At 36.0% G+C, this 21,915-nt stretch carries 16 protein-coding genes and 2 tRNA genes; 3 read left to right on the top strand and 15 right to left on the bottom strand.

What is annotated here, in order from left to right; genetic code table 11:
- Window position 1: 1 nt before the first annotated feature.
- The 4 genes from pdhA to porU form a co-directional block, all read right to left on the bottom strand.
- On the bottom strand, window positions 2-1,000 hold the full coding sequence (gene pdhA, locus ACFEMA_RS13265; protein ID WP_411768694.1) for a pyruvate dehydrogenase (acetyl-transferring) E1 component subunit alpha: 999 nt from the start codon (window positions 998-1,000) through the stop codon (window positions 2-4).
- Between the two features lie 133 nt (window positions 1,001-1,133).
- Window positions 1,134-1,616, bottom strand: a complete 483-nt coding sequence (gene cdd / locus ACFEMA_RS13270) for a cytidine deaminase (RefSeq protein WP_411768695.1) — start codon at window positions 1,614-1,616, stop codon at window positions 1,134-1,136.
- Window positions 1,617-1,692: 76 nt separating this feature from the next.
- The gene (gene porV, locus ACFEMA_RS13275) at window positions 1,693-2,955 is read right to left on the bottom strand and encodes a type IX secretion system outer membrane channel protein PorV (protein ID WP_411768696.1); all 1,263 of its coding nucleotides are present in this window, start codon (window positions 2,953-2,955) and stop codon (window positions 1,693-1,695) included.
- 46 nt (window positions 2,956-3,001) lie between these two features.
- Window positions 3,002-6,823, bottom strand: coding sequence for a type IX secretion system sortase PorU (gene porU / locus ACFEMA_RS13280; RefSeq protein WP_411768697.1), 3,822 nt, complete (start codon window positions 6,821-6,823; stop codon window positions 3,002-3,004).
- Window positions 6,824-7,115: 292 nt separating this feature from the next.
- Here porU and gldJ point away from each other — a divergent pair, with 292 nt between their 5' ends.
- Together gldJ and ACFEMA_RS13290 are read left to right on the top strand one after the other, a co-directional pair.
- On the top strand, window positions 7,116-8,789 hold the full coding sequence (gene gldJ / locus ACFEMA_RS13285) for a gliding motility lipoprotein GldJ (RefSeq protein ID WP_411768698.1): 1,674 nt from the start codon (window positions 7,116-7,118) through the stop codon (window positions 8,787-8,789).
- Between the two features lie 70 nt (window positions 8,790-8,859).
- Window positions 8,860-10,146 (top strand): UDP-N-acetylmuramoyl-tripeptide--D-alanyl-D-alanine ligase, encoded by a 1,287-nt coding sequence (locus tag ACFEMA_RS13290; RefSeq protein WP_411768699.1) that lies wholly within the window; start codon window positions 8,860-8,862, stop codon window positions 10,144-10,146.
- 118 nt (window positions 10,147-10,264) lie between these two features.
- Here ACFEMA_RS13290 and ACFEMA_RS13295 read toward each other — a convergent pair.
- The 10 genes from ACFEMA_RS13295 to ACFEMA_RS13340 all read right to left on the bottom strand — a co-directional run bounded on the left by ACFEMA_RS13295 (window position 10,265) and on the right by ACFEMA_RS13340 (window position 17,934).
- Window positions 10,265-10,339, bottom strand: a tRNA-Val gene (locus ACFEMA_RS13295).
- A gap of 30 nt (window positions 10,340-10,369) precedes the next feature.
- Entirely contained in the window at window positions 10,370-10,624 is a 255-nt protein-coding gene (locus tag ACFEMA_RS13300; protein ID WP_411768700.1) for a GIY-YIG nuclease family protein, read from the bottom strand.
- Window positions 10,625-10,744: 120 nt separating this feature from the next.
- Window positions 10,745-10,819, bottom strand: a tRNA-Val gene (locus tag ACFEMA_RS13305).
- Between the two features lie 61 nt (window positions 10,820-10,880).
- Complete coding sequence (locus ACFEMA_RS13310) at window positions 10,881-12,098, bottom strand: bifunctional folylpolyglutamate synthase/dihydrofolate synthase (RefSeq protein ID WP_411768701.1); 1,218 nt, start codon at window positions 12,096-12,098, stop codon at window positions 10,881-10,883.
- 5 nt (window positions 12,099-12,103) lie between these two features.
- Window positions 12,104-12,949, bottom strand: coding sequence for an energy transducer TonB (locus ACFEMA_RS13315; RefSeq protein ID WP_411768702.1), 846 nt, complete (start codon window positions 12,947-12,949; stop codon window positions 12,104-12,106).
- Between the two features lie 76 nt (window positions 12,950-13,025).
- Window positions 13,026-13,418 (bottom strand): ExbD/TolR family protein, encoded by a 393-nt coding sequence (locus ACFEMA_RS13320; protein ID WP_411768703.1) that lies wholly within the window; start codon window positions 13,416-13,418, stop codon window positions 13,026-13,028.
- A gap of 1 nt (window position 13,419) precedes the next feature.
- Window positions 13,420-14,115, bottom strand: coding sequence for a MotA/TolQ/ExbB proton channel family protein (locus tag ACFEMA_RS13325; protein WP_411768704.1), 696 nt, complete (start codon window positions 14,113-14,115; stop codon window positions 13,420-13,422).
- A 60-nt stretch (window positions 14,116-14,175) separates the two neighbouring features.
- Window positions 14,176-15,567, bottom strand: a complete 1,392-nt coding sequence (nhaD, locus tag ACFEMA_RS13330) for a sodium:proton antiporter NhaD (RefSeq protein ID WP_411768705.1) — start codon at window positions 15,565-15,567, stop codon at window positions 14,176-14,178.
- Window positions 15,568-15,572: 5 nt separating this feature from the next.
- Window positions 15,573-16,799: a Glu/Leu/Phe/Val dehydrogenase dimerization domain-containing protein gene (locus tag ACFEMA_RS13335; RefSeq protein ID WP_411768709.1), complete on the bottom strand. Its 1,227-nt coding sequence runs from the start codon at window positions 16,797-16,799 to the stop codon at window positions 15,573-15,575.
- A gap of 61 nt (window positions 16,800-16,860) precedes the next feature.
- A complete protein-coding gene (locus ACFEMA_RS13340; protein ID WP_411768706.1) occupies window positions 16,861-17,934 on the bottom strand; it encodes an anhydro-N-acetylmuramic acid kinase in 1,074 nt (357 codons plus the stop codon).
- Window positions 17,935-18,027: 93 nt separating this feature from the next.
- Between ACFEMA_RS13340 and ACFEMA_RS13345 the strand changes: the two genes are divergently transcribed.
- Window positions 18,028-19,170 carry an acyl-CoA dehydrogenase gene (locus tag ACFEMA_RS13345; protein ID WP_411768707.1) on the top strand — a complete coding sequence of 381 codons (1,143 nt, stop codon included), beginning with the start codon at window positions 18,028-18,030 and terminating at the stop codon, window positions 19,168-19,170.
- Window positions 19,171-19,224: 54 nt separating this feature from the next.
- On the opposite strand, the gene ACFEMA_RS13350 is transcribed toward ACFEMA_RS13345, so the two are convergent.
- The gene (locus tag ACFEMA_RS13350; RefSeq protein ID WP_411768708.1) at window positions 19,225-21,660 is read right to left on the bottom strand and encodes a helix-turn-helix domain-containing protein; all 2,436 of its coding nucleotides are present in this window, start codon (window positions 21,658-21,660) and stop codon (window positions 19,225-19,227) included.
- Between the last annotated feature and the right edge of the window lie 255 nt (window positions 21,661-21,915).

Consider the following 21,915-nt stretch of genomic DNA (forward strand, 5'->3'; position numbering starts at 1 on the left):
CTTAAATTTTATGTTGAATAAATGGATAATCTTCTTGCTCGTAAACAGCATCGTACATTACATTCTCCTCTGGGAATGGTGATTCTTCTGCAAACTTTTCGCATTCAGAAACTCTTTCCTTAACACGCTTGTCTATTTTCTTTATTTCAGCTTCAGTGGCATATTTCTTTTCCAAAATAACCTCCTTCACCTGCGTGATTGGGTCAATTTTCTTGTACTCAGCTACTTCATCTTTTGTTCTATAGTGTTGCGCATCAGACATGGAATGCCCACGATATCTATACGTTTTTAACTCTAAAAATGTTGGTCCACCACCTTTTCTAGCACGCTGAATGGCTTCATCAAAAGCTTCAGCAACCTTTACAGGGTTCATACCGTCAACAGGGCCACATGGCATTTCGTAACCAAGACCCAGTTTCCAAATGTCTGAATGATTTGCTGATCGCTCAACCGAAGTTCCCATGGCATACCCATTATTTTCACAAACAAAAACGACTGGTAAGTTCCATAGCATCGCCAAGTTAAATGTTTCGTGTAATGAGCCTTGTCTAGCTGCACCATCACCAAAACAACAAAGGGTTACAGCATCACTGTCGTGATACTTATCACCAAATGCTATACCTGCACCTAATGGGATTTGACCACCAACAATTCCGTGACCTCCATAAAAGCGGTATTCCTTAGAAAAAATATGCATTGAACCCCCGAGACCTTGTGATGTACCTGTTGCTTTACCAAAAAGCTCTGCCATGACTCGCTTAGGATCTACTCCCATGCCAATAGGCTGCACATGGTTACGATACGCCGTGATCATTTTGTCTTTGGTAAGGTCCATGGCATGTAACGCCCCTGCTAAAATTGCCTCTTGTCCGTTATATAAATGGAGAAACCCTCGAACTTTTTGTTGAATATACACAGCTGCTAATTTGTCTTCAAACTTTCGCCAAAATAGCATGTCTTCGTACCAATTAAGGTAAACTTCTTTTGTAACTTTTTGCATTTAATTGAGTTGTATAGAATATGTTTTTCAATTTTAAATTAAAAAACGAATAACAAAAATAACATTTTAAGAAATAATGATGAAGGTCTATAGGTTAAAAATTGAAGCTTTTGAGGATATTATAAAATAAGTATCATAAAACTGAATTTTCAAAAACCAAAGGCAATAAATTTGAAAGTGAGTTAGAGCAAACCACCTTACCTTTTGCTCCCATAAAATAAATCTGTATAGGGTATTCTTGTTTCACTTCATATTCAGCAATCGCTTGTCGGCATGCACCGCAGGGTGGTATGGGTTTATCCGTCACCTGATTCTTTGAGGAAGCCGTCAATGCCATAGTAAGCATTTTGGCTTCAGGATATTTAGCGCCAGCATAGTATATAGCTGTTCTTTCTGCACATAAGCCCGAAGGATATGATGCGTTTTCTTGATTGCTCCCTATTATGATTTCGTTATTATCCAATAAAATAGCAGCACCAACATTGAATTTGGAATATGGTGCATAAGCAGTATCACGGGCTTCAATGGCTGCCTTCATTAAATCTTGAATGGATTGGGGAAGTTCTTCTAATTTATCATAGACTTCAAGTCTTGTTTCTATTTTTACTTCCTTCATGTATCGAATTATTTAGGGATAAAAAAACTATTGCTAAAAAACAATAGTTTAAATATAGTGAGATTTATAGTGCTATCTAAAATTCTTGATACGTACCGTCTCCAAAATTAAAGGTCAACGAGAATCTCAACGTATTTTCTAGCGGACTTTGTACTTTTGAAGCTGAAAACAAGTACGATAAATCCACATTAATCGTCGTGTACTTAAAGCCTGCCCCTAAGGCGAAAAATTTACGCGCGCCCTTTTCCTCAGATTCGTTAAAGTAACCTGCTCTAAAGGCAAAAGAATCTTGGTAGCTGTATTCTGCACCTAAGGCCCAAGTAAACTCTTTAAGCTCTTCGTTAAATCCTCCTGGCGCATCGCCAAAGGACTGAAAAACACCAGACAAGAAGCCTACATCTGTACTTTGTCCTTCAATAATGTAATTATTATCCTCACTTATTAATGTATCATCACCTTCATCATAGACCCCATTATTGTTATCATCCTGATACTCAATACGTGTTCCAGTAATTGGTGGTGTCGGCACTAACAGCTTAGCTACTTCAGCAGTTACAGCCAATTTATTGTATTGATCGAAAATAAAATCGAAACCTCCACCTAAACGTAAGTTTGTTGGCTGAAAGTTTTCTTGTCCACCATCATCGTACTTAAATTTTGGCCCTAAATTCTGAATGGCAAAGCCAGCTCTCCAGCGACCATTAAAATCGTTATACGCTTCTTCTTCACTTTGATAATACCCTGTGATATCTGCCCCGAAACTATTTGCTGCTCTTGCTGTTGAATTCGGAACTTGGTCAATGGCTAAATCCGATCTTAAATAACGTAAGGCTACCGACATAGCAAACTGATCCGCCAAACGCAATGTATATGCCACATCAAAGGTAAATTCGTTTGGCTTAACATCAATCCCTTCGTCGGTTTCGTTTTGGGTTAGTCGAATTTCACCCAAACTAAAGTATTTAAAACTTGCTGAAACAGCACTTTGCTCATTAAGACGATTAAAATAAGAGGCATAACCGATAGAAATATCGTTGACCAATCGACTTAAATATGGTGTGTAACTTAAACCTAAACCTGATTTAGCTTCAGAAAACACATATTTTGAGGGATTCCATTGTTGAGAAAATCCATCAACAGAAGTTGCCACACCCATGTCACCCATACCTGCTGCTCTAGCATCTGGCGCAATAAGCATAAATGGCACACCTGTAGTTATGACACGTGAATCATTGGGGTTTGGAGTAATTTCTACTGAATTTTGTGAATAACTAAATGTCATAGAAACTATAGCCAAAAGTAGTGATAGGCTAATTGGCTTGTTAAATTTTGTATTCATAAAGTATAATTAATAGCGGTATAGAATTAGCAAATATAAATGTTTATTAGAGTATGACAAGTTTTTGAATCTTCTCAACCTGTTTATTTAAACGTTGGGATTTCACTTTTAGTTTATAAACATAGACTCCTTTTCCGATTTTATCTCCAAAATCGTCTCTTCCATCCCAAATAATATCTCTAGACAATGTACTTGTGGACTTACCAGATGTATTGGTTTGCCCATTGATAGTACGCACTAATTTCCCTGAAACTGTAAATATCTGCACGGAAATGTCTAATACGTCCGAGCTGTTATGATTAAACCAAAACTCAGTATAATTGACAAAAGGGTTAGGATAGTTTAAGACATTATCAATTACCAGTGCTTCACTATTGTCGAACACCATAAACTGAATTTCCGAGATGGAAGAGTTATTGTAAACATCCCATGCTTTTACTGTTAAGGTATGTAATCCAGGTTCTAAATCCCTAAATGGATATGTCAGCTCACCAGTAGTATAATCATCAACACTAGCCACATAATAATCATTAAGGACAAATGGATTAGTCTCGTCGCCATCTAAAATAGCAGTAATATCATGACCAATACCACTTGCCGTATTAATACCATTAGAATCCTGCAACTTTACGAGAAGTGTTGGTGATTCATTTGTAATACCGCCAGAAACAAAGTTTTCATCGTTCATAAACAAATTTATGACCGGACCTATATTATCTTCTTCAGCATTTTCGTTAATACCACCTACCTGAATCTCATAGCTCGCCCCTGTCTGGTCTTCTAAACCGACATCGCTTTGTGCATAAAAGCTCACTTTTCCATTCCCAACGGGAATTCCAATATCTCTTGGCACTACAAAATTAAAGTCGAACACCCCATTTGTCACCGTCGCTTGACCTTTAAAAATAGTCTCACCCAAGGTTGTGAAATCTAGCGTAATAAGATTTCCGTTCGTATCTCTTGTTCCATCATTAGCTAAAGTGGTTCTATCAATTGGCTTATCGAAAATAGTAGCTGTTAAAATACCATTGTAATTTGATAATACATTTCCGTTGACATCGGTGACTTCACCAGACATTTTTATTTTGGACAATGACTCTAAAACATCCGTTGTTTGGCTAACTGGCACATCATTAATATGTGTTAACCTAATGTTGGGCTGTGGCACAGTTAATTTCATAGCCGGGTCGCCAACAAAACACACCAACCGTTTTTGGAAACTTCCAGAAATCTGTGGGTCTAATTTTGTTTGTCTTAAGGCTTCCGCAATTGATGGGAATTCAGTAGAACCATAAGCAAACAGGTAATCCTCTAGAATTTCATTGTAAGCTGTTCCTAACTGAACAAAGATTTGCCGTGTCGTTGTTATTAGACTAACTGCTCCGCCATTTTTATTCCAAAATGTAAATTCACCAGCTGTTTCGCGTTGTGGGTCATCGAACTTTGTGTATTCACAGGTTACAGTAATAAAGCAGGTGAATTTGCATATATTATTGATTTCTCTAGCGTCATTCTTATCAAAGATACGTTCTGCCGCCAAGCCATCTTCCCCTCCATGTCCAAAATAATTGGTGACTAAAGCTCCAACTTCTATTGCGTCTCTTATCGCTTTTTTAGCATCAGGATAACGTTCACCACCAGCAGATGCTTCTTGTTGAAAAGCATCAGAATGCACCTTAGTTACATTAAAAAATGATTTTTGGGCTTCAACATCTGTAGCAATATCATCAGTTGTTTGTTGTAAAATGCCCTCCCAATTAAGATCAACATCATCAGAAATCAGTAATACGTTATTTCTCCAGCTTCCAAAGGCCTCCTTTTGGTAGTAGCCTTCAATCTTATCGACAACAATTTTGGCTGTTTCTAAGTCATCAGCTACAATTCTACCAACGGCTATATCCATTCTGTCGGATGTGCCTAAAGAGCCTTCATCCTCGTCCATTATCCCAAAGAAATCATCGGCAATAAAAGAGCTTACCAAGCTAAAGCTAGCATTAGAAAACCAAGAAGGCACCAAATTAGTATTATTCGGAATTCGATCTTTATAATCATAAGATGCATCTCCAAAAAGACCTAAGTATTTTATTCGGTTTTCGGGTGTACTTGCGTTGTTATACACGTAACGCACAAAATTACGAAGTGCTGCTATATCCTGATTTCCTGAACTAAATTCATTATAGATTAAATGTAGTGGCACAACTTTTACCGTAAGACCATATTGGTTTCTATTGATTTGAGCCAATCGTTCTGCTTGAGATTGTAATTCGCTTGGAGTCAAAATAAGATAATCGATATCTTCAAACTGCCCCTGATTATCTAAAAAAATGGTGCCTTTTAAGTTTTGATTCTGAACAGTAACATTGTTATCTCTTTTTGGCTCTAAAAGATCATTGTTCGCAAAAGCAATATAGTCTCGCACTTCACCTGCATTGGCCTTAAAACTTAATTGTGAAGCACTATCAGCATTTGAAAGCATCGTAACGTTAAACCTGTCGGTTATATCCCAAACCTGACTGACATTGTTTGCGTTTCCTAGACTATACTCTATAATTCCTGTGTCGTTCGCCACAGAATTTTTTCGAAACGTCAATTGTTCTCCCGCATAAAGCAACGATCTTACCGCCTCAATATTAATATAATCCAAATAGGCATTTGATGATGGGTTTCCGTTATTAGAATACGTTAAATTAACTTGAATATCACCAGAACTTACTGATAGCAATCCGCTGAAGGATGCTGCACTAGCCAAAGTGGCACTAGATAAATCTACAGTTGGTAAGTTAAGATTACTTACAGAAGCACCATTTAAGGAAACCCCCATGCTCGTTGGGGTCGCCGAAACCGAACCTACTGCAACTGTTAACCTAATATCTTCTGTGGTTACTAAATTCGGAAAATCAAAATTGTAAACCCGTTGGTTCTGAATATCGAATTTATCCCCGAACCATCTCCGTCCTAATTTAGCTAAGTTAAAGTCATCAACCTCGTAAAATCGGTAATCATCAAAGGTGTCAATTGTTTGATTGGCATCTCCTTGAATATCGGGCATAGATTGAATTCTCTTCCCATTACCAGAACTTATGTTTACATAATAATACGTCTTATCAGTATATAAATTTAAATTGGTATTACTTTCTGAAGAAAATGTCTGAGGCCCTTGAGCATAAAATAAAATGTAATCATCAGCATCAAAACTCCCGTCTTCTCCGCCCACAACCTGAATCGCATTCTCAACTAAATCTATGGGATAGTCAACGGAGTTTAATAATGGTAACATATTGCCGCCGTTCCCATAAATTTTGATAGTTGAAGGATTTAAGTCACCTGATGAAATCCCCAATTGATTTAAGAAGCTACGCGATATTCTATGAACTCCAGAAGTATCTAAATAAAAGCGGTACCAATCACCATCTCGTAAAACAGAATTTGTTATCGCTTGGTATCGTGATGCCGTTAATCCGTTTCTGCTTGAACTTGCAGTAGAATAATTAACAGAAAAGCTTTCTACCTTTTTAAATGTTCCATTATCATTGATTATTGGGGTCATTTCCAAAAAAACGGACCGCTTCCCCCTTGCGTTGATATTCTTAATTTTAAATTCAACGTCACCTGGAAGCAAATCAACATCCAAGTCTTTTAGATCACTTCTTGTAATTGAGGAGTATCTTATATTTTGAAGACTCGCGGTTTCTTCATTTATAAGTGTATTAACTGACCATTCACTAAAAAAGAACAGTCCTTTTTCAGGGTTAAAACTAAAATTTTTGCCCTCAAAAGAGGGTATTTCAGTTTTATCATAAGCAGTTTCTAGAGACTTACTTCCATTCCATTCAATAGAAAATTGCTTTTGCTGCGAAAATAACAGCAAGCAAAAACAGGTAAAAAAAAGGAATAAGTAATTCTTTTTCATGGTAAAATAACGACTAGTAATTTACCTTATTATGAATTGGCAAATTTTATTTCAAAATTACAACAATAATTCATTTTAAGCATCGTTATCATAGAGCAAAATACATCGACAAAACAGCAAAAAGTCCGTTGTAATGTTCAAAAAAAAGGATGAAATGCACTTTTTTTCGCAATTTCGTGCAAAAAAAAGTTGTTCGTTTCCCTTTAATTACTATATTGCACGTCTAAAATGAACGAACTTACTTAAACCTATGGATATGAAATATGTCTTAAATTTCAAATTAATGGTAGTTGCAGCCCTAGCAATTACTGTTTCTAGTTGCAAGAAATCATCTGGCTCTAGTAACGTTGATAGTGCCACTGGTTGGGCTATTAACGATAAGCAAGGTGGCTTTCAGTACAATACTAGTTTTAAAGAACAAGAAACACCTCCTGGAACATCTTTTGTTGAAGGTGGAACTTTTACAATGGGTAAAGTACAGGATGACCCAATGCACGATTGGAACAACACACCTAACCAACAGCATGTACAGTCTTTTTATATGGACGAAGCTGAGGTAACAAACCTAAACTATCTATATTATCTAGATTATTTAAAGCGTGTTTATCCTCCTGAGGATCCAAATTACTCCATGATTTACAAAGGCGCTCTTCCAGATACCTTAGTATGGAGAAACAGACTAGGATATAATGAAATGATGACAGAAAACTATTTGCGTCACCCAGCTTACGCTAACTATCCTGTTGTAGGAGTTAGTTGGATTCAAGCTGTTGAGTATGCCAATTGGAGAACCGACCGTGTTGCTGAAATGGCATTACAAGGTGAAGGTTATATAAAAAGAGATGCACAATACACAGACTTAAATGCAGAAAGTTCTTTTAGTACAGACACATATATTAATGCACCTACACAAACCTATGGTGGTAATGACGATGTCTTAAGAACTAATAATAAAAATATTAAAACGGATATAGACGGTAATGAGTATAACGTCTATGCTAGTAGAGAAACAGGAGTTATTCCAATTAAATACAGACTCCCAACAGAAGTAGAGTGGGAATATGCCGCTTTAGGACTAAGTGAATTACGTAACTACAACACCTATAGAGGTCGTAAAAAATATCCTTGGGATGGTCAATATACCAGATCTGGTAAACGTGCTAACCGTGGTGACCAATTAGCTAACTTTAAGCAAGCTGATGGTGATTATGGTGGAATTGCAGGGTGGTCTGATGACGGTGCTGACATTACCCAAGAAGTTAAATATTACCAACCTAATGACTTCGGTCTTTATGATATGGCAGGTAATGTAGCCGAGTGGGTTGCTGATGTTTACCGACCAATTGTTGATGATGAGTTCAATGATTTCAATTATTTTAGAGGTAATACCTATACTAAAAATGCCATTGGCGAAGATGGACAAGTAGAGGTGGTAACATCTAATGAAATTGTATATGACACATTAAGCAACGGTAAAATTATTGCCAGAACCTTACCAGGTGAAATTAAGAAAGTTGCTGTTGATGAAGAAGAAACGTATTTAAGAACTAACTTTGATCGTAGCGACAACAGAAACTTTAGAGATGGTGACAAAAAGTCGTCAAGATATTATAGAGATAATTTTGATGAGGAACTTACCGATCCGACACGTAAAATGTACAACTCACCGAAGCATAATATTGCTAAAGACTCTGCAGATAATAAAATGATACGTGAGTATGACACTTCTGATAGTAGAACATCTCTCATCAACGATGAAGTAAGAGTGTACAAAGGTGGATCTTGGAAAGACAGATCGTACTGGATTGACCCAGCTCAACGTCGTTTCTATCCACAGGATATGGCGACGGATTACATCGGATTTAGATGTGCAGTATCTCGTGTAGGTTCAAAAGCAAAAACAGATAAGAAAACAAGAAACTAATTTAGTTTTATATTCTAATTAAATAAGGAAGTCCCGATGAATATTCATCGGGACTTCCTATTTTTATAGCATGAAGATTGAACAACTTTATAACAAATTTCTGGAATGTGTCTCAGTAAGCACAGATAGCCGAAGCATCGAAGAAGGAGCTATGTATTTTGCGCTCAAAGGCGATAATTTCGATGGTAATAAATTTGCGCAACAAGCCAAAGAAAAAGGTACTAGGTACTGTATTGTTGATAATTCAGAAATATCAGAACAGGATTCTGATTTCATTTTAGTGGATGATGTTCTCAATACGCTTCAAGCACTTGCTAAACATCACAGACAGCAACTAAAGTATCCAATCATAGCATTAACCGGCAGCAACGGAAAAACAACAACAAAAGAGTTGATTTATGCTGTATTGTCTAAAAAATATAAAGTCAAGGCCACAATTGGCAACTTAAACAACCATATAGGTGTGCCATTGACACTTCTAAGGTTTAGACCTGATGATGATTTTGGTATTGTAGAAATGGGGGCGAATCACCAAAAAGAGATTATCTTCTTATGCTCTATTGCCCAACCAGATTATGGGTTGATCACAAACTTTGGCAAAGCACATCTTGAAGGTTTTGGCAGCATAGAAGGGGTCATAAAAGGAAAATCAGAACTTTACGATTATTTAAAATCCAATAACAAAACGGCTTTTATCAATTCTAATGATACTATCCAAACCGAAAAAATCGGTTCTTATGATAAGGTTATATCATTTGGAAGTGATGTACAAAATGATATATCCATACAATTTATAAGTGCAAATCCTTTTGTGAACGTTAAATTTAAAGATGTTGTTATAAGCTCACATCTTATTGGAAGCTATAACTATGCAAATATTGCAGTCGCGATTGCCCTTGGTGACTATTTTAAAGTTAATCTTAAAGGAATAGAGAATGGCATTGAAAATTACTCTCCAGACAATAATAGGTCGCAAATAATTGAAAAAGCGAATAATAAAATAATCCTAGACGCCTATAATGCAAACCCCACAAGTATGTTGGCGGCCTTAGAAAACTTTAAAAACCTTGAAGCCAAGCAAAAGTTTTTATTTTTAGGTGATATGTTTGAATTGGGGAATACTTCAACCAAAGAACATCAGGCCATAGTCGATTATATTGAAAGTAATTTTGAGACTAGTACTGTTTTTTTAACAGGAAAACATTTTGCTTCAACAATTGCAAAATCAAATATTAAAACTTACAATTCTTTTGACGATCTTAAAGCTGAACTAAAGCATCATTCTATAAAAAATGCCTCAATACTCATAAAAGGGTCTAGAGGAATGGCTTTAGAGCGTGTTTTAGAGATTTTGTGATCCTTTATGTTGTTGGCTTGCCCCAACCCGAAGCTCTAAAAATTACGAACCTACAAGTTTGGGTAAATAAAAAACTCGCCGAAGTCTTCATAAAAATGAATACTTCGGCGAGCGAAGGTGGGTCATACTGGATTCGAACCAGTGACTTCTACCCTGTCAAGGTAACACTCTAAACCAACTGAGTTAATGACCCTTATTTATATGGCAAAAATAGATTAAAATTTTAAATAAAACGCTTTTTCATAAAAGCTCTTCCTGAACCAGATTTTAAATATTTCTCAAAATTGAAAGCCTTGTATTTATCTTTAAAAACAAAATAAGTGACTATCTCAATTGGTAAACGATTCTTTGTTGAAAGCACTTGTCCTTTTCGGTGCCTATCTAGTCTAGCTTCTAAATTATTTGTACAACCAACGTAATTTGAATCATCAGAGCACAGTAAAATATATACTGTCCATGACTGGCTTATATTATCCATCAAGTATGTTTTTTAAAGTGGGCTTCGCCCACCGAAGCTTTATTAAGCAATATAAAAAACATCTGAGAATAAAAAACTCGCCGTCGTTTTCTGAAAATTGAAAACTTTGGCGAGCGAAGGTGGGCGCGAAGGGATTCGAACCCCTGACCCCTTGGGTGTAAACCAAGTGCTCTGAACCAACTGAGCTACGCGCCCTTAAATAGGACTGCAAATATAGATTAGTTTTTAAAACCTCAAAAGGATTTTTCAAAAAAAATTATACGACTTCTGCAACCACAAAAGTGCTACCACCAATATAGATTATATCGCTTTCAGAGGACTCTTCTAATGCTCGTTTATAAGCATCCGAAACTGAACTATACACTTTAAAACCAAAGCTGTATTCAGCAAAGACTTTAGCCAACTGTGAAACATCCATACCTCTTTCTACATTTGGCCTACACAAGTAGTATTTTGCATTTTTAGGCAAAAGGTCTATTATATTGTTTAGATTTTTATCCGCAACAACGCCAAATACAATTCGTAAATTCTGATATGCTTCTTGTTGCAGTTGCTTCATCGTATAATTTAACCCTTCCCTATTATGTGCAGTGTCACAAATCACTTTTGGCAATTCCTGTAAAATCTGCCATCTCCCCAATAAACCCGTGTTTTTCACTACATTTTTTAAGCCTCTTTCAATATGATTGTTTGATATCTTATACCCTTTTTCTTTTGCAATATTTAAAGTAGCTAAAACCGTCTTAATATTTTTTTTCTGATAGCTGCCCATTAAATCAGTCGTGTGATTCGAAGTTATAGTTTCCCCAGCCCAATAAATTGTAGAATTTTTTTCTTTTGAAATATTTTGAAAAGTCGGTGTTGTTTCGGCTTGTGTTTCTCCAATAACAGTTGGAACTCCATGTTTAATAATTCCAGCTTTCTCAAAGGCTATTTTTTCAAGTGTATCTCCAAGAAACTGTGTGTGATCTAATCCTATGTTTGTAATAACAGACACTTCAGGATTAATAATATTGGTAGAATCTAAACGACCACCCATACCAACTTCAATAATCGCAATATCTACTTTCTTTTTGGAAAAATAATCAAAAGACAAACCAACGGTCATTTCAAAAAAAGACAACGTATGCTCTTCTAGAAAAGACTTATTTCTTTTTATAAAAGCAGTAACGAATTGTTTACTTATAGGTACTCCGTTAATTTTAATGCGCTCTCTATAATCTTTTAAATGAGGAGAGGTATATAGCCCTGTTTTGTAACCGGCTTCTTGAAAGACAGATGCTAACATATGACATACCGACCCTTTACCATTGGTGCCTGCTATGTGGATTGACTTGAAATTGAGTTCAGGATGATTAAGATGATTTGAAAGTAATAATGTGTTTTTAAGGTCTTTTCTAAATGCTTTTTTACCCTTGTTTTGATACATGGGTAGCTGTCTGAACATCCATGCAACGGTTTCTTGGTAATTCATCTAATCTACTGGGAAACATCAAAGTTGATACTCACAAAACCGACCTGTCTAGACGGTGCATTTGAATCCGCAGGCCACTTATGGGATAAAGCAATCTTTTTTGCAGGTTCAAGAAGACAAGGATGCGTGTTTGTAGTTCCACGTTCACCAGGGCGAGCAGAAATCACCCGTCCGCTTTGGTCAACCTCTATTCTTACCACAACCAAGCCATACTCATTACAATCTTGCTTATATATTTGTCGAGTTGGCCGTCCTCTACCATTTAAGCCATAACCTACTCCACCTTTTCCAGGTCCTGAACCTCCAAAATAACTTGGTGCATAAGGGTTGCCATCTAGTTGGCCTTTGTTTCCTGCTTGGCTGTCGGGTCCTTCTCCCCCATCAGTATTCCCGGAAGAGTTCTTTACGCCCCCAATTAAGTTATCTAGCTTACGTTTTTTCTCAGCTTCTTCTCTTTGCTTACGCTCTTCGGCTTCTTGCTTTTGGCGTTGTAATCGATCTGCTTCTGCTTTAGCTTTGGCTTCGGCCTCTTTTTGTTTTTTTATGGCTATTGATTCCGCTGTCTCATTGGTTAAAACATCTTCAGCCTTTGGAGTCGTTTCAGAAGATTGCTGTGGCTCTTGAGGTGTTGCTTCTTCTGTAACTTTAGGAATTTCAGCTTTTCTGGGATTGCTTAATGGCTGGGAGCCACTTCCAAAATCTGTAGTCCCGAAATTAACAGCTACCCCGTATTCTGGTGGTGGATCTAAATATGGTGGGCCAACAACAAACAATAGCAGTAACAAGATAACGATTAATAGGGTCGTTATCTTTGCTGAATTACGTTCGTGTTTGGTCTCTAAATATTTCATTAATCATTACTCTTTTAAACCTAACTAGGTTCGTAAAACCTCGCAGGTAAAAATTCAATTTCAAAAATGATGCCGTTTAATTTGGCTTTACCGCCAATATCACTTTAAACTTATTTCGATTAGCAATATCCATCACTTTTACAACATTTTCTACCGGAACTGATTTTTCAGCACGTAGTACAATTGTTGGTTCTGCTTGGTCCGATAACATTGAGACCAATTCGTTCTCTAATACGCTTACCCCAACTCGGTTTTGATCTATGTAATACGTTAAATCTCCTTTAATACTTACAGCTACAGACTTTTTATTTTCTGTTTTCCCACTTGCTTTGGGCAATATAATATCGATGGCGCTAGTACTTACTAGTGTAGATGCGATCATAAAGAATATGAGTAACAAAAAGACAATATCTGTCATGGAAGACATATTGAATTCTGGTGTTACTTTATTTCGTCCTCTAATATCCATACTAGACAGGCTCGTTTAAGTGATCTAAAAATGCAACGGAATTAGCTTCCATCTGGTACACTACTTTATTTGTTTTAACCACCAAATGGTTATAAGCTATGTAGCCAACAATACCAACAATTAAACCACCTACAGTAGTTGTCATTGCTGTATAAAGCCCACTAGCCAATGTATCCATTTGTATCGTCCCTCCAGCATTCGCAAGTTCAAAAATAGCAATGATCATACCTATTACTGTTCCTAAAAATCCGATCATTGGAGCAGCTCCAGAAATAGTTGCTAAGACGCTTACGTTTTTCTCCAATTCGTAAACCTCAAGACGACCGGCATTTTCTATTGCGGTATTGATATCCTCAAGGGGCTTACCAATACGTGTCATTCCTTTTCCTATTAATCGAGATACAGGTGAATTAACTTGAGCACATAGAATTTGAGCAGACTCTATCTTACCATTACTAACATGATCTTTTATTTGATTCATGAAATTTGAATCGACCTTAGATGCTGCCTTAATGGCAAAAAGGCGTTCAAAATATATATAGGTGGCTACAATAAGTAGCACAAAAAGCACACAAATAATGACCATACCTGCCGTACCACCACTTGTAATTAACTCTATAATTGAAAGGGTTTTTTCAACAGATTCACCATCTGCTGGGAGATCCACTCCGTCTTGAATAGTACTCAATAATACCATAGTTAACTCTTAAATTTTAATTCAATATTGTAATAACGTTTCCTTTAGTGATTAAGTATATTAAAAAACACTTCTTGTTATCATAAAGGCTGCTGCACCTGCAATAAAACCAATTGCCGCTAACCAAGCGATCTTTTTTAAATACCAAAAGAAATCTATTTTTTCCATTCCCATGGCAACGACACCTGCTGCAGAACCAATAATTAACATACTACCACCAGTACCTGCAGAATAAGCTATAAAATGCCATAATTCATTATCCATTGGTTCAGAGAACATTCCTAAACTTGCTGCTACTAAAGGTACGTTATCAATTACTGCTGAACCAACCCCCAAGAGCAAAACAACTAAATCCGAAACACCTTCGCCGTGATATTCTGTACCCAACATAGGCATGGTCTCTTGTAGAGTGGTCGCAAAACCAAACAGAATACCTAAAGATTCTAAAGCGGCGACAGCCAATAAAATTCCTAAAAAGAATAAAATACTCGGCATCTCTATACGAGATAAGGAACGATGCACTGGGCTATGATGCCCTGAATCTATTGTCTCTCCTTGTTTTACCTGTCCCATTGTAAATCGTGAACTTGTATAAATCTCTGCAAAAATCGCAACGGCTCCAAGAGATAACATCATACCAACATAAGGTGGCAAGTGAGTTATTACCTTAAATACAGGTACAAAAATAATTGCGCCTAAGCCTAAATATAGCATTGTTGCACTAAATCTGTTTTTAGGTGTATCATCGGATTCAACAATTTCTAAATCCCCTTTAAATGGTTTTAATAAGGATGCTATAAAAGTTGGCACGACCATACATAATAATGATGGGATAAAAAGATATACAAACAACTTTCCGGTAGAGACCTTATTGCCTATCCATAACATTGTAGTGGTAACATCTCCAATAGGTGACCAAGCGCCACCAGCATTTGCCGCTATGATTATTAAACCAGCATACCAAATTCTGATATCCCTATCCTTCACAATTTTTTGAAGAATTGAAATTAAAACAATCGTTGCTGTTAAATTATCTATGATCGCTGATAGTACAAAAGCCAAACAAGCGAACAGCCATAATATCTTTTTTCTACTCTTAAATTTTACTGCATCTTTAATTGTAGAAAACCCATCGAAGTAATCGATAATCTCAACAATGGTCATTGCTCCCATTAAGAATATCAAAATCTCAGCTGTTTTCCCTAAATGATGAAGTAAGCTTTCTTCCATCATGTGCATTTTTTCTTCGTGTGAAAGGAGCCCGAAGTTTTCCATGAGAGTATGCTTGGCAGAATCAAACCATTGCGGAAAAGTATCAATCCCTAAGGAAATCAAAGCCCAACTAATGGCCATCATAACTAAAGCAGGAATAAGCTTATCAATTTTTATACTGTGCTCGAGCGTTATTGCCAAATAACCAAAAACAAATACTAAGATTATAATAGTTTCCATATATACTATATCAATTGTTTAAGTGCAATCTCAAAGGCTGTTGCACTGATGCCTGTTTTAAATGAATTATTTTGATATACTTTTTCAAGTGCTTTTTTTATGGTTTCGGATGTATCATTAAAAATAGCTTCATCCGTCATCTGTACTTTACGCTCCATAAAGTATGCAAAAACCCTTGCCATTCCACAATTGCTAATAAAATCTGGGATTAAGGAGACCTTACTATCTGTATGCTCCATTATTGACCCAAAGAAAATCTCCTTATCAGCAAAGGGCACATTAGCTCCACAGGAGATAACCTCTAAACCAGAATCTATTAATTGGTCTATTTGGTCTTGGGTTATTAAACGTGAGGCCGCACAAGGCGCAAATATTTCAGCTTTAAGCGACCATATATTTTCATTAATTTCTTTAAAAGGAATCAAATCATCGGCAACTAAGGTATTGCTTGTTTTTGCCAAATAAAGATTAGTTATCTCTTCAAAACTGAATCCTTCATTATTTATTAGACCACCAACCCGGTCTATAATACCAACAACTTTAGCACCCATTTGCGCTAAATAAAAAGCAGCAGCAGCACCAACATTTCCAAAACCTTGAACTATTGCTCTTTTACCTTGAATGGTTTCATTTTGAATGTCATAAAAGTGTTTTGCAGCAACGGCAACACCATAGCCAGTAATCATATCTGCTATGGTATACTTTCTACTAACATCTGGTGAGTAATTGGGATTTTCAATAACCTTGATGACTCCATGTCGCAATTGACCTATCCTATTTATTTTATCTGCATCTGTTGGTTTAAAATGGCCTTCAAAAACCCCTTCTTGCGGATGCCAAACTCCGCTCTCCTCAGTAATAGGGATTACCTCATGAATCTCATCGACATTTAAATCACCACCTGTACCATAATAACTTTTTAGCAGTGGTGAAACTGCCGCATACCAACGTTCTAAAACACCCTTCTTCCTTGGGTCATTAGGATTAAAATTTATACCAGATTTAGCCCCACCAATCGCTGGCCCAGAAACCGTGAATTTTACCTCCATGGTTTTAGCCAAAGATAAGACCTCGTTCATGTCTAAGCCTTCACGCATACGAGTTCCTCCACCAGCAGCACCACCCCTAAGCGAATTAATAACCGTCCACCCTTCAGCGTCAGTTTCGGGGTCTTTCCAATTAAATACAATTTCAGGAGATTTGTCTTCGTAAGTTTGAAGAAGTTCTTTTATTATAGTCATTAGTTGTAATAGTCTGCAACAAATATAAAAAACTCTGAAGGCTTAAAGTGAATTAAATAATAATTTTAGGCATTAAAATATTTCCAGAGGAATGGTCTTTTAAAGCACCCGTAACACTACTTAAACAATTGGTTTCGTTTCTATCTTTTAATATCCCTAGAAAGGCAAAAATCAAGGCCTCTTTAAACTCTACCAAGCTAGAGTCTGGTATACAGATTTCACTTTTTGAATGGTGTGTTATTCGGCTGATTAAAAAGTCATTATAGGCACCACCGCCAGTGACCAACACCTTTTTGTGCTCTGTAGAAATCACTTTTGAAATTTGGAGAGCTATGTGCTCAACAAAAGTTCTTAATTTATCTTCTATAGCGAGATTATAGTTTTTCAACACAGAAAACACATGCTCTTCAACCCATTCTAATCCTAATGATTTTGGTGGTTCTAAACTATAATAATTAAGAGCGTTTAACTCACTTAGTAAGCTCTCATCAATTGATCCTCTTTTAGCAATTCTCCCTCCTTTATCGTATTCTACTTCTAATTCTGATACTAATCGATTCAGAACAATATTTACTGGGCAAATATCATAAGCTATTCTGTCAGTCTTAGTGTTGTAAGAAATATTTGCGAATCCCCCTAAGTTTAAACAAAATTCGTAGTCACTAAAGAGTAGTTGGTCACCAATAGGCACCAATGGTGCTCCTTGACCACCAAGTTCAACATCAGCTTTTCTGAAATCGCAAATGACTTTTACCCCCAATATATCTGATAGTACCTGAAGATTCCCAATCTGGTATGTTAAGTTTTTTTCGGGTTGGTGAAGTGCCGTGTGCCCGTGAGAAGTCACAAAATCAAGTGATTTTATCTTATTCTCATCTATAAACTCTTTAATAACGCTTCCTAAATAGATCGAATAGTCTTCATCGATTTGTTGAAGTTTAGAGCTGCTTTTACTTGTTAAGTTAGATAACAAGGACCTCCAATAATCTGTATAAGGTTTGGTTTCAGCCTCTTTAATTATATACGACCAACTTCCATTATATTCAAATTCAGCAAATATTATATCGATGCCATCTAAGGATGTTCCTGACATGACTCCAATAACTTGGTATTTTGATTTTGACATATCAGTAAAAATACTATTCCATATTGAAAATAACACAATTATCTCTTATCTTTGCACGACATTTTTAAGAATTCACTAATATTTTAATTTCTCATGGATTTTAGCCTAACGGAAGAACATTTATTGATACAGCAAGCGGCACGTGATTTTGCACAGCAAGAATTATTGCCTGGTGTAATAGAGCGTGACGAAAAACAATCATTCCCAGACGACTTAGTGCGTAAAATGGGAGAACTTGGTTTTTTAGGTATCATGGTAGATCCAAAATACGGAGGGAGTGGTATGGATGCCATTTCTTATGTGTTAATAATGGAAGAGCTATCCAAAATTGATGCATCTGCTTCAGTGATTGTTTCCGTAAACAATTCTTTAGTCTGTTATGGTCTTGAAGCATTTGGAACAGAAGCACAAAAAGAAAAATATTTAACAAAATTAGCCACAGGTGAATTTGTTGGAGCATTTTGTTTAAGTGAGCCTGAAGCTGGTAGTGATGCCACATCACAAAAAACGACGGCAATTGACAAAGGCGACCATTACATCTTAAACGGCACAAAAAACTGGATTACAAATGGAGGACGTTCTGACGTCTATTTAGTTATTGCCCAAACAGATAGAGACAAAGGCCATAGAGGCATAAACGCTTTTATTGTTGAGAAGGGAATGCCTGGATTTGACATCGGTCCAAAAGAAGATAAGTTGGGGATAAGAGGTAGTGACACACATACCCTTCAATTTAACGATGTAAAAGTGCCAAAAGAAAATAGAATTGGTGAAGACGGTTTCGGGTTTAAGTTTGCCATGAAAACCCTTTCTGGTGGAAGAATTGGTATTGCCGCACAAGCACTTGGAATCGCTTCTGGTGCATACGAATTAGCTCTAAAATACTCTAAGGAACGTAAAGCTTTTGGTACTGAAATTTGCAACCATCAGGCTATTGCCTTTAAGCTAGCTGACATGTACACTGAGATTGAAGCTGCAAGACATTTAGTGATGAAGGCTGCATGGAAAAAAGACCAAGGAGAGAATTACGATATGGAAAGCGCCGTGGCTAAATTGTACGCAAGCAAGGTTGCAATGGAGCAGAGTGTTGAAGCTGTTCAAATCCATGGTGGTAATGGCTTTGTGAAAGAATACCACGTTGAACGTTTAATGCGTGATGCAAAAATTACCCAGATATATGAAGGGACTTCTGAAATTCAGAAAATTGTGATTTCAAGGGGTGTAATAAACAGATAGTATAGTAATTACAAAAATAAAAGAGGCTTCAAAAGGTATATTTTGAAGCCTCTTTTAATCTTTCGTTATTTCATTAATTACCAATCTCAACTCTCCATAAGTGTATTTTTCATCGAGCTGTTGCTTTAAATCCGAGAGATTTTCAAATACTTTTTTTGGAATGATTTCCCGTAATTCTGAATAATGGGATTTAGGCATTAAGTCTGTAATTTTCACTTCATCTGAAGGAATAAAACTCGCTAAATGACTGAAAATGGTGTTTGTGTTTAGCTCTCTTTCATCGGCTATTTCCTCTATTGACTTGCCTGCTTTAAATAATTCTAAGGAAATTTTCTTTGTTTCTCCTTTTCGTTTTTTTGGCTTTAAATCGTTAATAAGCGTAACATTATCTGAAGTTTCAATATCATGGTCTTGGCAATAATCTGTTATAACCTTTAATATGTCATCCCCATATTTCTTAATCCTGGTTTTACCCAAACCATGAATGGCTTTTAACTCTTGTTTTGTAGTTGGCAAAAATTCACACATTGCATAGAGTGATTTTTGAGTAAATATTTGAAAATGAATTAAATCTTCACGGTTTGCAATTTGGTTTCTTAGTTCTCTAAGCAATTCAAAGAGCTCAACATTGGTTGTTCCTTCAACAACACTTTTACGCTGCTTTTTTGGTTTCTCCTTGCGCAAAAAAACTGATTTAGCCCTCGCCTCTAAAACTATTGATGCATCAAAGCCTTTTTTTAGTTTTGAAAAATAAAGCTGCTTAGTGACTATCAATTCCTCTAGTGTTTCTAAATGTTTGTTTAGGTCTTTTTCAATTGCTTTATTATCGGTTGTAAAGCCAAAAGATTTAAATGAATCGACAATATGTGAATTCATATTTTCATTAAAATAGACTATGCCCTTTTTAAATCGCTCTTGGATTTTATTATCCTCTTCTGGCATTTTATCAGTATTGGACATTGATTGTAGTTGTACCTTAAATCCATTGGCAACCTTTAATAAATTAGTAACACCTTCTTTTATGTTGGTTAACGGCGCTTCGATATTTCCTTCTAAACTTCCTCTGTTTTTATAGAAAATGTCTAAAACTCTATTTATAGGGTATAAAAATTTATAGAAATCAAAAACTTCAGAAATCAAATTCAACTGAAACTCAGACTTAGCTACTTTTAGTATTTGTTCATCAGGCTGATTTTCTTCAGCTTTTTTATTAAAGGAAATCACATTAATGTCATTAATAATCTGATCTGAATTGATTTTACTTTTTAAAACCAAGCCTTCCAAACTTTTACACCGACTCAGTGCCACATATGTTTGTCCATGTGCAAATGAAGCTTGAGCATCGATGATTGCTTTTTCAAAAGTGAGTCCCTGACTTTTATGAATTGTAATTGACCAGGCTAATCGCAATGGCATTTGAGTATAGCTTCCAATTTTGTTTTCAGTAATAGCCTTAGTTTCTTTATCGACAGAGTAATTAATATTCTCCCATTCTTCAGGGGTGGTTACAATATTATATTCATCATCTGGGCACTTTACAATTACTTCATCTTTGTCCAACAAAATAACCTTCCCTATTTTACCGTTAAAATATCGTTTTTCTGGTGAACTGTCATTTTTAATAAACATAACTTGCGCACCAACTTTGAGTGTTAAGTCTTCTTTGTTAGGATATGAAAATTCGGGAAATTTACCATCAACCTTCGCTTTATAAACTTTAGCCTCCGTATTAAGTTTTTCTAATTCCGATTTATTTGCTCTTTCGGCTCTATTGTTATGGGTCGTTAAGGAAATGTAGCCTTCTTCTTTATTTGGCGTAAAATCAGAAATAAAACGTTTATTCAACTCGTCTGCTGAGGATTGAGATAATGTGTTTGTCCTTATCTCATTTAATATCTCTATAAACCTAGGGTTATCTTGTCTGTAGATATGTTTCAGTTCTAGAACAAGTGGTTTGCACTCTTGATAAGCTCTACTACTAAAAAAATATGCATTTTTATAAATTTTTTTTAATAGAAACCATTCATTCTCTTTAATCACAGGCGATAATTGTTGTAGATCACCTATCATTAAAACCTGTACACCACCAAAGACCTTGTTTCTATCCCTAAACCTTCTAAGTGTTTGATCAATAGCATCCAACAAATCTGCCCTTACCATACTAATTTCATCAATAATCAATACATCTAGAGATTTAATAATATTAATTTTTGTTCTATTAAATTTTCTATTAAACCCCGAAGTATTATTCAAATCTTGACCAGGAAGAATAGGGCCAAAAGGCATTTGAAAAAAGGAATGTATAGTAACACCCTTAGCGTTAATAGCAGCAACACCGGTTGGAGCAACAACAACTATACGCTTTAAGGATTCCCTCTTTATTTTATGAAGAAAGGTCGTCTTACCTGTACCTGCTTTTCCTGTTAAAAACACATTTCTATCCGTGTTATTAACAAAGTCCCAAGCTAAATCAAGTTCTTTGTTTCTCATTTTTATATAAATACAAACAAACTTAGCAGTTATTTTTGAATACTTGCCAAGTTAAAAAATCATTAGATTCATTAAAAACAAAAAACCCTTTACAAAGGATGCAAAGGGTTTTTATTAATCACGCCAAAGGTATGGTTAGATTTTCTATAATAATGTCATAAAAAAAGACCCAATCGTTTGATTGGGTCTTTACAATACTGATAGTATCATCAGTACAAAAAAGGCGGCGACCTACTCTTCCACAGTAAGCAGTAC

It is taken from the genome of Winogradskyella sp. A3E31 (genome assembly GCF_046720935.1).
GTDB lineage: Bacteria > Bacteroidota > Bacteroidia > Flavobacteriales > Flavobacteriaceae > Winogradskyella.